The following is a 13,788-nucleotide window of genomic DNA, read 5'->3' on the forward strand; positions in this document are numbered from 1 at the left end:
TAACGGCATGCGCGGCGTCGATGGCCTGCCGGCCCGCCGTTCCTTCAATCGCATGCCGGAGCCGAGATCCGAGGAGGCCTCGTGGCAGACAAAGTCAATGAGCAGGTTACCGACGCGCTGACGCAGACCAATGTCAGCGTCGTCGCGGGATCGCCGGCCCAGGCGCTGGGCACGCTTTACCAGATGTTCAGCCAGGCCGTCGGCATCTCGGCGCAGAACATGACGCAGCAGCAGGCGGCGCTGAACCAGATTTCGAACGCCGTGGTGTCGAAGGCGGTGGCCATGATCCTGTCCGTCGAAGCGTCGCCGAAGGGGGCATCGGGCGGCGCGGCGCATGCCCCGACGGCCGGGCCGCAGACGGGTTCCACGCATTAGGACGCGCTGACTCTCGGGATACCTGAACCATGAACATGAAAGGCATTTTGGGCGGGCGCGGCGACGGCGCGCCGCAGACACCGCAGACACCGCGCGATGTCGCAGACGCCGCAGCCGAAGCAACGACGCCGGCCGATGTCGCGCCGAGCACCGCGGCGTCGAAGGCCGGCGCGCGTACGTGGCCGGTCAACCGGCTGCGCAGGCTCACCGATGCGCTGAAGGCGCCGAACCAGATCGCGGGTGCGACCGGGCCCGGCGGCTCGTCGCTGCAGACCGTGCAGGCGATCAACGCGGAAGCCGCGTCCTACGCGACGACGCAGATCGCCGTCGGCCCGAACATGATGATCACGCAGGCGGGCGGCATGGTCGCGCAGGCGGCGGCCAACTACTTCGAGGCGTCGACGTCGCTGGCGATCGCGGGCAAGAGCGTGCTGATGAAGGATCTGGCGCAGAAGACCATCGACGAGAACGTGCCCGGGATGGCGATGGATGCGATGGGCCTGCTGTTGACGGACCTGTTCGTCGCGACCGCGGCGATCGTCGCGGGTGCCGCGGAGGCGATCGAAGGGGAGGCCGCGAGTGTCGCGCTCGACAAGATCGACGAGAGCCTGCAGAAGTATCAGGCGCTGCTGGACAAGAAGGGCACGTAGAGCGCGACCGCGCGCGCAGTGGCAAGGAATCAACCGACACGACCCGCCGGGCCATCAGGCCGGATGCGGGATGTGAGCGGCGGGACCGACGCGCGTCCGTTTTCCCGGACACGTCGCGGCCCCGCCACCGGCAGTCCCATCGAGTCAAATGAGGAACCCATGCCCTACGACATTCACAACGTACAAGGTCCCGCGCCGCTGGCGGTTGGCGAGCGCATCTGGGGAGATGCGGCGGAAATCGATTTCGGCGCGATGACGAGCTGCATCGCGCTCGTCGAGCAGACGCCGGGCCAGCCGACGTCGGTGCGCGCAATCCATCTGTCGATCGTCAGCGGCGACGGCACGAAGGTTTACGATCCGTCGGCGAACGTGGCCGGGCAGGTCGAGACGATCATGCAGCAGAGCGGCGACCTGCGTGCCTGCCTCGGGCGCATCGATCTCTGGCAGGCCAGCCAGCAGCAACAGCTGCAGGATTTCTTCGTCGCGCTGATGCTGAGCCTCGACATGCAAAACTGGGTGCCGGTGCCGGACGGCAACCTGCGAGTGCGGATCAACGGCGGCGTGATCCAGTATCAGAAGGGCACCGGTCCATGGACCAACGCGTAGCCGGCGCAGTACGGGCGCGTCGTCCTGCGCCGCTCGCCGCCCGCGCCACACCCAGCTTTTTGCTCGTCAACACCAACAAAAATCATCGTTTCGCCTCCGGCGGTGTGTCAGCAGAATGTCTCCATTCCAGCTCGTGCGACAGCAAGAACGTCGCATCGAGCCGCACTTCAGAAGGAGACAGCCGTGGCAGTCGAAACAACCTCAATCGATACGCTCGTCGTCGGCGCCGGGCAGGCCGGCGTGGCCATGAGCGAGCACCTGGGCAAGCTGGGCGTGCCGCATCTCGTGCTGGAGCGCAGCCGCATCGCCGAACGCTGGCGCACCGGGCGCTGGGATTCGCTGGTCGCGAACGGCCCCGCGTGGCACGACCGCTTCCCGGGGCTCGAATTCGACGGCCTCGATCCCGATGCGTTCGCAACGAAAGACCGGGTCGCGGACTACTTCGAAGCGTATGCGCGGAAATTCAACGCACCGATCCGCACCGGTGTCGAAGTGAAGAACGTCGTGCGCAACGCGGGCAAGCCGGGCTTCGTCGTCGAGACGTCCGACGGCACGATCGAAGCGAACCGCGTGGTGGTCGCGACGGGGCCGTTCCAGCGCCCGGTGATTCCGCCGATCGCGCCGGACGACGCCCGTCTCGTGCAGATCCATTCCGCCGACTATCGCAACCCGGGCCAGCTTCCGGAAGGCGCGGTGCTGGTGGTCGGCGCGGGTTCGTCGGGCGTGCAGATCGCCGACGAGCTGCAGCGCGCGGGTAGGCAGGTCTACCTGTCGGTCGGCCCGCACGATCGCCCGCCGCGCGCGTATCGCGGCCGCGACTTCTGCTGGTGGCTCGGCGTGCTCGGCGAATGGGACAAGGAAGTCGCGACGCCCGGCCGCGAACACGTGACGATCGCGGTGAGCGGCGCGCGCGGCGGCCATACGGTCGATTTCCGCAAGCTGGCGAACCAGGGCGTGACGCTGGTCGGGCTGACGAAGTCGTTCGACGGCGGCGTGGTCACATTCGAACGCGACCTCGCGATCAATCTCGCGCGCGGCGACGAGAACTACCTGTCGCTGCTCGATGCGGCCGACGCGTATGCGGCGCGCAACGGCCTCGACCTGCCGGAAGAGCCGGACGCGCGCCGTATCCTGCCGGACCCCGAATGCGTCGCGCATCCGATCCTTGCACTCGACCTCGCCGGCGCCGGCGTTACGTCGATCGTCTGGGCGACCGGCTATGCGGTCGACTACGGCTGGCTGAACGTCGACGCGTTCGCGGCGAACGGCAAGCCGCAGCACCAGCGCGGCGTGTCGAAGGAGCCCGGCATCTATTTCCTCGGGCTGCCGTGGCTGTCGCGGCGCGGTTCCAGCTTCATCTGGGGCGTATGGCACGACGCGAAGCACATCGCCGATCACATCGTGACGCAGCGCAAGTACCTCGACTACCACGACGCGTCGCAACATCGCGCGGCCGCGCAAGCGGCGCAGGCCGACACGCGCCCGCTCGCCGAAGCGACGAACTGACGAACCGACACGAACCCGCCGCGCCGCGTCCGCTGCCGGCGCGGCGGGTGTTTCCACCGACGATCGAAGGACCTCGATGAGCCAACCTACCCATACGCGTATCCGCATGTTCAACACGAAGGATACCTATCCGAACCAGACGCTCGACAACGACCTGTGCCAGGCCGTGCGGGCCGGCAATACCGTCTACGTGCGCGGCCAGGTCGGCACCGATTTCGACGGCAACCTGATCGGCCTCGGTGACGCGCGCGCGCAGGCCGGGCAGGCGATGAAGAACGTCAAGCAGCTGCTGGAGGAAGCCGGCAGCGACATCACGCATATCGTGAAGACGACGACCTACCTGATCGACCCGCGTTACCGCGAGCCGGTGTACCAGGAAGTCGGCAAGTGGCTGAAGGGCGTGTATCCGATCTCGACGGGGCTCGTCGTGTCCGCGCTCGGCCAGCCGCAGTGGCTGATGGAAATCGACGTGATCGCGGTGATCCCGGACAACTGGCAGCCGAACCGCGCACCGGAGGCGACATGACTTTCTCCATCGTCGGGCGCTGCCCGGAGACGGGGCAGCTCGGGATCGCGATCAGCTCGTCGAGCATCGCGGTGGGTGCGCGCTGCCCGTGGGTGCGTGCGGGCGTGGGCGCGGTCGCGACGCAGAACATCACGCTGCCGGCGCTCGGCCCGCAGATTCTCGACCTGATCGAGCACGAACAGCTCGCGAGCGCCGCGGCGCTCGACCGCGCGCTCAGCGCGAACGGCTGGAGCCAGTACCGGCAGGTCACGGTGATCGACGGGCAAGGGCAGACGGCGTGCTTCACCGGCAAGGAAGCGCTCGGCACGCATCACGCGGTGAAGGGCGAGCAATGCGTGGCGGCCGGCAACCTGCTGGCCGCGCCGGCCGTGATCGATGCGATGGTGCGTGCATTCGAACAGGCGCCCGGCCTGCTCGCCGATCGCCTGCTGGCCGCGATGCATGCGGCGATCGCAGCCGGCGGCGAGGCGGGGCCGGTGCATTCGGCCGCGCTGAAGGTGGTCGGCGACGTGACCTGGCCGATCGTCGACCTGCGCGTCGACTGGGCCGATGCCGACCCGATCGGGCAGCTCGACGCGCTGTGGCGCGCGTATCGCCCGCAGATGCAGGATTACCAGACCCGCGCGCTGAACCCGACCGCCGCGCCGAGCTACGGAGTGCCGGGCGATGAGTGACGCATCGAGCCGCGCGCTGCTCGAACGGCTGATCGCGTTCGCGACGGTCAGCCGCGATTCGAACCTCGAGATGATCGAGTTCATCCGCGACTATCTCGCGGGCTTCGGCGTATCGAGCGAACTGTTCTACGACGAGGAGCGCACGAAGGCGAGCCTGTACGCGACAATCGGGCCGCGCGATCGCGGCGGCATCGCGCTGTCGGGCCACACCGACGTGGTGCCGGCAGACGGGCTGGCGTGGACGGTCGAGCCGTTCCGGCTGACCGAGCGCGACGGCCGCCTGTACGGTCGCGGCACGGCCGACATGAAGGGCTTCATCGCTTCGGTGCTCGCGGCGGTGCCCGCGTTCGTCGCGAGGCCGCTGAGCGTGCCCGTGCATCTCGCGTTCTCGTACGACGAGGAAGTCGGCTGTCTCGGCGTTCGGCCGATGCTCTCGGAACTGGCCGCACGCGAGCACCGGCCGCGCCTGTGCCTGATCGGCGAGCCGACCGAACTGAAGCCGGTGCTCGGTCACAAGGGCAAGCTCGCGATGCGCTGCCACGTGAAGGGCGCGGCGTGCCACTCGGCGTACGCGCCGTCGGGCGTCAACGCGATCGACTATGCGGCGAAGCTGATCGGCCGGCTCGGCGAGATCGGCGCGGCGCTCGCGCGGCCCGAACGGCACGACAGCCGCTTCGATCCGCCGTTCTCGACCGTGCAGACCGGGCTGATCAAGGGCGGCCGCGCGCTGAACATCGTGCCGGCCGAATGCGAGTTCGATTTCGAGGTGCGTGCGCTGCCGGATTTCGATGCGCACGACGTGCCGAGAAAGCTGCAGGACTATGCGGAATCCGAACTGTTGCCGAGGATGCGCGCGGTGCAGCCGGATACCGATATTCAACTGCAGCCGCTTGGCGCGTACCCGGGGCTCGCGACCGCGCCCGACAGCGAAGCCGCGCGCCTGCTCGCGATGCTGAGCGGGTCCGATGCGTTCGGTACGGTCGCGTTCGGCACCGAGGGCGGGCTGTTCGGGCAGGCGGGCATTCCGACCGTGGTGTGCGGGCCCGGCAGCATGGACCAGGGGCACAAGCCCGACGAGTTCGTCACGCTCGAACAACTGCACGGATGCGACGCGATGCTGGGCCGTCTGGCCGCGCATCTTGCTTCGGCCGCCTGAACCCATAGCCGACACGCCCGCGCGCGTCCGGCGGCGCGGGCGTTTTCTGCTTCGCTATCGCGCCGATTCCGCGACGATCTGCGCGAGCCGCTCGCGACAGAAATCGACGAACGACTGCGCCTGCTTGGTGAGCTGCCCGCGTTTCAGGCGTGCGCTCACGAGCCCGGACGGGCTCACCGTTTCGCTGAGGCCGATCGTCACGACGCGCCGGCCGTCGTAGGTGTATTCCGAATACGGGCGCGTGACGAGCAGCGAGAAGCCGAACCCCTGGCCGACCATCCCGCGCACCATCTCGATCGACGGCGAGCCGAACACGATGTTCGGCGTCAGCCCGAGCTCATGAAACAGGCTGACGAAATACGTGCGGCTCGGCTGCACGTCGAGCAGGATCATCGGCTCGACGCAGAGGTCGCGCAGCGACACGTGCGGCTGGCCCGCGAACCGGTGGTCCTCCGGCAGCAGCACGTATGGCTGCTGCGGCGGCATCAGCGGCTCGGTTTCGATCGTGCCGTCGAGATCGTGGTCGTACATCAGCGCGAGATCGAACGTGCCGGACGTCAGGCCCTGCACGAGTTCCTGCTGGTCGCCGTCGCGCAGCCGGATGTTGACGCCCGGGTAGCGCTCGCGGAACCCTGCGATGAGCTGAGGAAGATAGAGCGGCGCGACCGTTTCGAAGCAGCCGATGTCGATCTGCCCGGTAATCACGTCGTTGTCGGCGAGCGCGTTCTGTTCGAATTCGTGCGCGATGCGCAGCAGCTCCTGCGCTTTCCGGTAGAAGCGCGTGCCGCTCGGCGTCAGCGATACGCCCTGCGCGTGATGGCGGATGAACAGCTTCACGCCGAAGCTTTCCTCGAGCCCCTTGATCGCGCTGGAGATCGACGGCTGCGCGATGAAAAGCTGGCGCGACGCCTCGGCGACGCTGCCGGATTCGACCGTCGTCACGAAGTATTTCAGTTGCCGCAAAGTGTAGTGAGCCACATGCACCTCTGATGCCCGGCCCCGGCGTGCCGCCGAGGGCGAATTCTGTCCGTGGTTTCGCGTAGCACCTTACCTGAAGAAGCCCGAAGCCGAAATTTCCGCTACAGAGCTTTTTCGTATGTCCCGGAAATATTTTTAGTATTTCTCCGTCGCGGCATCGGGGGCGCACCATCGTCTCCAATCCGGATCGCAACGAGGCCGCACACGTGCCGGCGGGACATGTCGTCCGTCCCCGCAAGCCGCGCATTGTCCGCTTCGGCCGACAACCGCCGCGCGCGCACGCGGCGCGTCGTCGCTCGCGTATCCGGACCCGATTGCAGGTGCGCACCCCATCGCGCGCCGGCTTGAACGGCAAGCGCGCATCGCCGCGCAGGACAGGAGACTTCACCATGACGAACGTGGACCGCAACGCGTCCCCGATGATAGAGAAACACACGATCGGCTACGTGCCGCCCGCGGAGCGCCACGGCAAGGTGCGCGACCTGTTCACGCTCTGGTTCGGCGGCAATATCGCGCCGCTGCCGATCGTGACCGGCGCGCTCGGCGTGCAGCTCTTTCACCTGAACCTGATGTGGGGCATCGTCGCGATCGTCGTCGGCCAGGCGGTCGGCGGCGTGCTGATGGCGCTGCATTCCGCGCAGGGGCCGCAAATGGGCATCCCGCAGATGATCCAGAGCCGCGCGCAGTTCGGTTCGTGGGGCGCGCTGCTCGTCACGGTGATCGCGGCCGTGATGTACGTCGGCTTCTTCGCGTCGAACATCGTGCTCGCCGGCAAGTCGGTGCACGGCATCGCGGCGTCGGTGCCGGTGCCCGTCGGCATCGTGATCGGCGCGGTGGGCTCGGGGCTGATCGGCATCGTCGGCTACCGCTTCATCCATATCCTGAACCGCATCGGCACGTGGGTGCTCGGCATCGGGATCCTGGTCGGCTTCTGGATGATCCTCACGCACGCGACGACCGACGATTTCCTGACGCGCGGCGGCTTCGACTTCGCGGGCTGGCTCGCGACGGTGTCGCTGTCGGCGTTGTGGCAGATCGCGTTCGCGCCGTACGTATCGGACTATTCGCGCTATCTGCCGGAGGATGTCGGCGTCGCGTCGACGTTCTGGGCGACCTATCTCGGCTGCACGATCGGCTCGACGCTCGCGTTCATCTTCGGCGCGGTCGCGGTGCTCGCGGTGCCGGCCGGCGCGGACACGATGGATGCGGTCAAGCAGGCGACCGGCCCGCTCGGGCCGCTGATGCTCGTGCTGTTCCTGCTGAGCGTGATCAGCCACAACGCGCTGAACCTGTACGGCGCGGTGCTCGCGGTGATCACGTCGGTGCAGACGTTCGCGTACAAGTGGATTCCGACCGCAAAAACCCGCGCGGCGGTGTCGGTGGTGATCTTCGTTGCGTGCTGCTATGCGGCGATCGGCGCATCGACGAACTTCGTCGGCAACCTCGTCGATCTCGTGCTCGCGCTGCTGGTCGTGCTCGTGCCGTGGACGGCGATCAACCTGATCGACTTCTACGTGATCCACAAGGGCAAGTACGACATCCAGTCGATCTTCATGGCGGACGGCGGGATCTACGGCCGCTTCAATCCGCAGGCGCTGCTCGCGTATGCGATCGGCATCCTCGTGCAGATTCCGTTCATGAATACGCCGATGTATGCGGGGCCGATTCCCGCGCATCTCGGCGGCGCGGACCTGTCGTGGCTCGTGGGGCTGGTGCTGACGTCGCCGCTGTACTACTGGCTCGCGACACGCGACAGCGCGTACCGGCGCCGGCAGGGCGGTGCGCATCTGCCGCCGACTGCAGCGCAGTAAGCGGGGCGCCTTTCGAAGCGGAGCAGGAAGAGGGGGCCACCGCATCGGTCGAGATGCGGTGGCCCGTGGAAGCGTTTCGACATGACGAAGGCAGGCCCGCGGCGGGTGACGCGCCGCAAGCCTGCCCGTGCATCAGACGACCGCCGAGCGCGCGACGCGCACCGGCACCGACTTGTACGACGGCGTGCCGCTTTCCTTGTCGATGTAGTCGAGCGGAACGAGCACGTTCGCTTCCGGGTAGTACGCGCCGACCGAACCCGGCGCGATGTCGTACTCGATCGCGGTGATCTTCTCGAGACGCAGCGTGCGGCCCGACGCGGTGATCGTCTCGATGTCGACGAGGTCGCCGTGTTCGAGCCCGTACTTCGCGAGATCCGCCGGGTTCATGAACAGCACGTCGCGCCGCCCGAACACGCCGCGATAGCGGTCGTCGAGCCCGTAGATCGTCGTGTTGTACTGGTCGTGGCTGCGCAGCGTGATCAGCCGCAGCACGTGCTCGCCGCCGAGCACTTCCGCGTCTTCCGCGACGCCCTTGTAGACCGAGAACATCGCCTTGCCGGTCGCCGTGGGCCACACGCGCTCGGTGGGCGGCAGCGGCAGGCGGAAGCCGCCCGGCGTGCGGATGCGCTCGTTGAACGCCTCGAAGCCGGACACCGTGCGGTCGATCAGGTCGCGGATGCGGTCGTAGTCGGCGATCAGGTCGAGCCACGCGACCTTGCTGTTCGGCAGCGTCGCATACGCGATGCCCGCGACGATCGCGGGCTCCGAGCGCAACTGGTCGGATGCGGGCTTGAGCTTGCCGGCCGACGCGTGGACCATCGACATCGAATCCTCGACGGTGATCGATTGCCGGCCGCTCGCCTGCATGTCGAGCTCGGTGCGGCCGAGCACGGGCAGGATGAAGGTTTCCTTCCCGACCAGCAGGTGCGTGCGGTTCAGCTTCGTGCCGAGGTGCACGCTCAGGTCGAGCTTCGACATCGCCGGGAACGACAGCTCGGGATCGGGCAGCGCGACCGCGAAGTTGCCGCCGAGGCACAGCAGCGCCTTCGCGCTGCCGTCGACCATCGCCTGCATCGCCTGCACGGCGTCGTGCCCGTGATGCGCGGGCGGCGTGAAGCCGCACACGTCCTCGATCTTCTTCAGGAACTCGGCCGACGGTTTCTCGGTGATGCCGACCGTGCGGTTGCCCTGCACGTTCGAATGGCCGCGCAGCGGGCAGATGCCGGCGCCGGGCTTGCCGATGTTGCCGCGCATCAGCAGCAGGTCGGCAATCAGGCGCACGGTCGCGGTGCCCTTGTTGTGCTGCGTGACGCCCATCCCGTACGTGACGATCGTCGCGTTCGATTTCGCGTACGCGAGTGCGACCTGTTCGAGCTGCGCCTGGCTGAGGCCGCTCGCGCGCTCGATGTCGTCCCACGACGTGACCTGCAGATCGGCCGAGAACGCGTCGAAGCCGTTGGTGTGCTGCGCGATGAAGTCGCGGTCGAGCACGTCGCCGCGCTCGGCTTCGAGCTGCAGCAGCGCCTTCATGATGCCCTTCAGCGCGGCCGCGTCGCCGCCCGCATCGAGCTGGTAGTACGTCGATGCGATGCGCGTCGAGCCGAACGACGCCATCTCGATCATGTCCTGCGGATCCGCGAAGCGTTCGAGCGCGCGCTCGCGCAGCGGATTGAACACGATGATCGGCACGTTGCGCCGCGAGCACTCGTGCAGCGTGCCCATCATCCGCGGGTGGTTCGTGCCGGGATTGTGGCCGATCGAGATGATCAGCTCGCAGTGGTCGAAATCCTCCAGCGACACGGTGCCCTTGCCGATGCCGATCGACTGCGGCAGGCCGACGCTGGTCGGCTCGTGGCACATGTTCGAGCAGTCGGGGAAGTTGTTGGTGCCGAGCTCGCGCGCGAACAGCTGGTACAGGTACGCGGCTTCGTTCGACGCGCGGCCCGACGTGTAGAACTCGACCTGCTCGGGCGGCAGCGCGCGCAACACTTCGCCGATGCGCGCGAACGCGTCGTCCCATTCGATCGCGCGGAACGTGTCGGTCGCGCGATCGTAGGCGAGCGGATGCGTGAGCCGGCCCATGTTCTCCAGTTCGTAGTCCGACATGCGCAGCAGCGACGACACGGTGTTCGCCGCGAAGAACTCGGGCGTCACGCGCTTGGTCGTCGCTTCCCACGTGACGGCCTTCGCGCCGTTCTCGCAGAACTGGAACGTCGACTTGTGTTCCTTGTCGGGCCATGCGCAGCCGGGGCAGTCGAAACCGTCGGGCTGGTTGGTCCGCATCAGCACGATCGGCGCCTCGATGGTTTCCATCTGCGTGCGCACGGCCTCGGCTGTCGCGCGAAGCGCGCCCCAACCGCCGGCGGGCCCATCGTACTTCCTGATGCCTGGCACTTCGCGTCGATTTGTCATTGTGAATCTCCATGAGCCGGGCCCGGTGCGGGCGGCTCGGGTTGCGCCGTGTCGCGGCGTGGTGCGGCTCCGTCCGTCGGACGGAGCCGGTCATGCTTGCCCCGGGCTGCAGGGCAGGCGGGGTTTCAGTGCGCGTCCTTCTTCGCGCCGGAAGACTTCTTGCCGGACTGCTTTGCGGTGGGTGGCGGCGCGTCGGCGGGCGCATCGCCGGCGCTCGCGTCGCCGGATGCGTTGGCGGCCGCCTTGCCGTTTGGTTTCGCCTTGCCGTCGGCGTCCTTCTTCGTGTCCTTCGCTTCAGGCGCGGCGAGCTTGTCGAACTTCACTTCGCCGCTGTCCTTGTCGTAGTCGACCTCGACGCGGTCGCCCGACTTCAACCGGTCGGCGAGGATCTCCTTCGCGAGCTTGGTCTCGATGGTCTGGCGGATCTGGCGCTTCAGCTCGCGCGCGCCGAACTCCGGCTGGTAGCCGGCTTCGGTCAGGTGCTCGACGAGCGCATCGCCCATCACGAGCGTGATGTCCTGCGCGGCGGCCGTGCGTACTACGCGGTCGAGCTGGATCTGCACGATCGCGCGGATGTTCTCCTTCGACAGCGCGTGGAAGACGATCACCTCGTCGATCCGGTTCAGGAACTCGGGGCGGAAATGGCCCTTCAGCACCTGCATCAGTTCGTCGCGGATCGCCTTGTCGGTCTTGCGCGCGGCTTCCGGCTGCGTCAGGTTGTCCATGATGATCGCGGCGCCGAGGTTGCTCGTCGCGATGATGATCGTGTTGCTGAAGTCGACCACGCGGCCCTTGCCGTCGGTCAGGCGGCCGTCGTCGAACACCTGCAGCAGCACGTTGTAGACGTCCGGGTGCGCCTTCTCGATCTCGTCGAGCAGGATCACGCTGTACGGGCGGCGCCGCACGCGCTCGGTGAGCTGGCCGCCTTCGTCGTAGCCGACGTAGCCGGGCGGCGCGCCGATCAGCCGCGCGACCGCGTGCCGTTCCATGTACTCGGACATGTCGATGCGGATGATCGCCTGCTCGTCGCCGAACACGGTCTCGGCCAGCGCTTTTGCGAGCTCGGTCTTGCCGACGCCCGTCGGCCCGAGGAACAGGAACGTCGCGATCGGCCGGTGGGTCTGGCCGAGCCCCGCGCGCGACAGCCGCACGGCGTCGCTGACGGCCACCACCGCGTCGCTCTGGCCGACCACGCGCTCGCGCAGCTGCTCCTCCATCTTCAGCAGCTTCTGGCGCTCTTCCTGCGTGAGTTCGGACACGGGGATGCCGGTCAGCCGCGACACGACTTCGGCGACCGACTCGACCGTCACCTCGAGCGTTTCGGAGCCCGTCTTGCGCTGCCACGCCTCCATTTTTTCATCGAGCGTCTTCTGCTTCGCGTTGATCTGCTCCTCGAACTGCTTCGCTTCGTCGAAGCGCTTGCGCGACGTCGCGTAGTCCTGTTCGCGCTTCAGTTGCGCGATCTGCGCTTCGCCTTCCTGGATGTCGACGGGGCGCGACGTCGCGCCGATCCGCACGCGCGCGGCGGCCTGGTCGATCAGGTCGATCGCCTTGTCGGGCAGGAAGCGCGACGTGATATAGCGGTCGGCGAACTCGGCGGCCGCGACGAACGCGTCGTCGGCGAACGTCACCTGGTGGTGCGCCTCGAGGCTGTCGCGCAACCCGCGCAGGATCACGATCGTCTGCTCGACGCTCGGCTCCGGTACGAACACCGGCTGGAAGCGCCGTTCGAGCGCCGCGTCCTTCTCGATGTACTTCTGGTATTCGTTGAGCGTCGTCGCGCCGATCAGGCTCAGCTCGCCGCGCGCGAGCGCGGGCTTCAGCACGTTCGCGATGTCGAGGCCGCCTTCGCCGCCGCCCTGGCCCGCGCCGACGATCGTATGCAGTTCGTCGATGAACAGGATCAGTTCGTCCTGCTTTGCAGTCACTTCGTCGATCAGCTGCTTCGCGCGCTCCTCGAACTCGCCGCGATACTTGGCGCCGGCGACCATCGAATTGATGTTGACCTCGACGAGCCGCTTGTTGCGCAGCACCTCGGGCACGTCGCCGTTGACGATCCGCTGCGCGAGCCCTTCGACGATCGCGGTCTTGCCGACGCCCGGCTCGCCGATCAGCACCGGGTTGTTCTTCTTGCGGCGCGCGAGCACTTCGATCGTGCTTTCGATTTCCTGCGCGCGGCCGAGCACGGGGTCGAGCTTGCCCTGGCGCGCGATCGCGGTGAGGTCGCGGCCGAACTTGTCGAGGTTCGGCGTGCCGGTCGGTGCGTCGACGCGGCCGTCCTCGGCGCCCTTGCCGACCACCTTCACGACTTTCTGGCGCAGCGCCTCGGGCGTCACGCCGTATTTCTTCAGCAGCGTGCCGGCGATGCTGTCCGGCACCGATGCGAGCCCGATCAGCAGGTGCTCGGGGCCGATATACGAGTGGCCAAGATCGCGCGACGCCTGGAACGCGTATTGCACGGCCTTCTTCACGCGCGGCGAGATCGACAGCTTGTCGAGCGGCGCATCGGGGGCGGCCGTGCCGGTGTGCGCATGCTCGTCGATATACGACTTGATGTCCTGCGGCGACAGCTTCAGTTCCTTCAGCAGCGCGGCGCAGACGTCGGTGTCCGCGAGCGCGTAGAGCAGGTGTTCGGAGTCGAGCTCGCTGCGGCGCAGTTCGTGCGCCTTCTCGGCCGCGCGCTGCAGCAGTTCGAGCGTCTGTTCGCTGAACGCGTCGGTCGGGTCGACCGATTCGCGCGGCACCTCGGCGGCGAGCGGCGATTCGTCGCCGAGCTCACCGAACAGCGACGACGAGCCGCCGCCCAGCAGCGAATCGAACGGGTTCAGCATGCTCTGATGCCGCATCAGCTGACGGAAGTGATAGTCGCAGATCGAGATCGTCTTGCGCTCGCCGTCCTGCATCACGGTTGCGCGCGCAACGGCCGGCCGGGCGTGGCAGATATCGCAAAGTGCGGGCATGGTGGTCTGGCTCCTGTCTGTGAAGGTGGGTCGAACGGTGAAGTCACGATGCGGTGCAGCGCTGGCGCGTGCCGACCGCGAACACGCGACGCGCGGCGCGGCGGCGCGCGGGCCGCGCCCACGCTGTCGCGCCC

General features: G+C 67.6%; 11 protein-coding genes. 8 read left to right on the forward strand and 3 right to left on the reverse strand.

Annotated elements, in window-relative coordinates:
- The first annotated feature begins 81 nt into the window (after positions 1–81).
- The 7 genes from ACPUER_RS20285 (at position 82) to argE (ending at position 5,493) form a co-directional block, all read left to right on the forward strand.
- Positions 82–375, forward strand: a complete 294-nt coding sequence (locus ACPUER_RS20285; RefSeq protein WP_072437812.1) for a RebB family R body protein — start codon at positions 82–84, stop codon at positions 373–375.
- A 35-nt stretch (positions 376–410) separates the two neighbouring features.
- The gene (locus ACPUER_RS20290) at positions 411–1,025 is read left to right on the forward strand and encodes a hypothetical protein (RefSeq protein ID WP_425131961.1); all 615 of its coding nucleotides are present in this window, start codon (positions 411–413) and stop codon (positions 1,023–1,025) included.
- 159 nt (positions 1,026–1,184) lie between these two features.
- Positions 1,185–1,631, forward strand: a complete 447-nt coding sequence (locus ACPUER_RS20295) for a hypothetical protein (RefSeq protein WP_425131962.1) — start codon at positions 1,185–1,187, stop codon at positions 1,629–1,631.
- A 183-nt stretch (positions 1,632–1,814) separates the two neighbouring features.
- On the forward strand, positions 1,815–3,137 hold the full coding sequence (locus ACPUER_RS20300) for a flavin-containing monooxygenase (RefSeq protein WP_425131963.1): 1,323 nt from the start codon (positions 1,815–1,817) through the stop codon (positions 3,135–3,137).
- Between the two features lie 76 nt (positions 3,138–3,213).
- Positions 3,214–3,663 carry a RidA family protein gene (locus ACPUER_RS20305; RefSeq protein ID WP_310133765.1) on the forward strand — a complete coding sequence of 150 codons (450 nt, stop codon included), beginning with the start codon at positions 3,214–3,216 and terminating at the stop codon, positions 3,661–3,663.
- The gene (locus tag ACPUER_RS20310; protein ID WP_175961789.1) at positions 3,660–4,337 is read left to right on the forward strand and encodes a DUF1028 domain-containing protein; all 678 of its coding nucleotides are present in this window, start codon (positions 3,660–3,662) and stop codon (positions 4,335–4,337) included. The genes ACPUER_RS20305 and ACPUER_RS20310 overlap by 4 nt, the downstream gene beginning before the upstream one ends.
- Positions 4,330–5,493 carry an acetylornithine deacetylase gene (gene argE / locus ACPUER_RS20315; RefSeq protein ID WP_310133770.1) on the forward strand — a complete coding sequence of 388 codons (1,164 nt, stop codon included), beginning with the start codon at positions 4,330–4,332 and terminating at the stop codon, positions 5,491–5,493. The genes ACPUER_RS20310 and argE overlap by 8 nt, the downstream gene beginning before the upstream one ends.
- A 54-nt stretch (positions 5,494–5,547) precedes the next feature.
- On the opposite strand, the gene ACPUER_RS20320 is transcribed toward argE, so the two are convergent.
- Positions 5,548–6,471, reverse strand: coding sequence for a LysR substrate-binding domain-containing protein (locus ACPUER_RS20320; protein WP_425131964.1), 924 nt, complete (start codon positions 6,469–6,471; stop codon positions 5,548–5,550).
- A gap of 389 nt (positions 6,472–6,860) precedes the next feature.
- On the opposite strand from ACPUER_RS20320, the gene ACPUER_RS20325 reads away from it, so the two are divergent.
- On the forward strand, positions 6,861–8,282 hold the full coding sequence (locus ACPUER_RS20325) for a purine-cytosine permease family protein (protein WP_425131965.1): 1,422 nt from the start codon (positions 6,861–6,863) through the stop codon (positions 8,280–8,282).
- 132 nt (positions 8,283–8,414) lie between these two features.
- On the opposite strand, the gene ACPUER_RS20330 is transcribed toward ACPUER_RS20325, so the two are convergent.
- Complete coding sequence (locus ACPUER_RS20330) at positions 8,415–10,694, reverse strand: FdhF/YdeP family oxidoreductase (RefSeq protein WP_425131966.1); 2,280 nt, start codon at positions 10,692–10,694, stop codon at positions 8,415–8,417.
- A gap of 125 nt (positions 10,695–10,819) precedes the next feature.
- A complete protein-coding gene (locus tag ACPUER_RS20335; RefSeq protein WP_175961784.1) occupies positions 10,820–13,654 on the reverse strand; it encodes an ATP-dependent Clp protease ATP-binding subunit in 2,835 nt (944 codons plus the stop codon).
- Positions 13,655–13,788: the final 134 nt, after the last annotated feature.

The organism is Burkholderia sp. DN3021 (genome assembly GCF_049805555.1).
GTDB classification, from domain to species: Bacteria; Pseudomonadota; Gammaproteobacteria; order Burkholderiales; family Burkholderiaceae; genus Burkholderia; species Burkholderia pyrrocinia_C.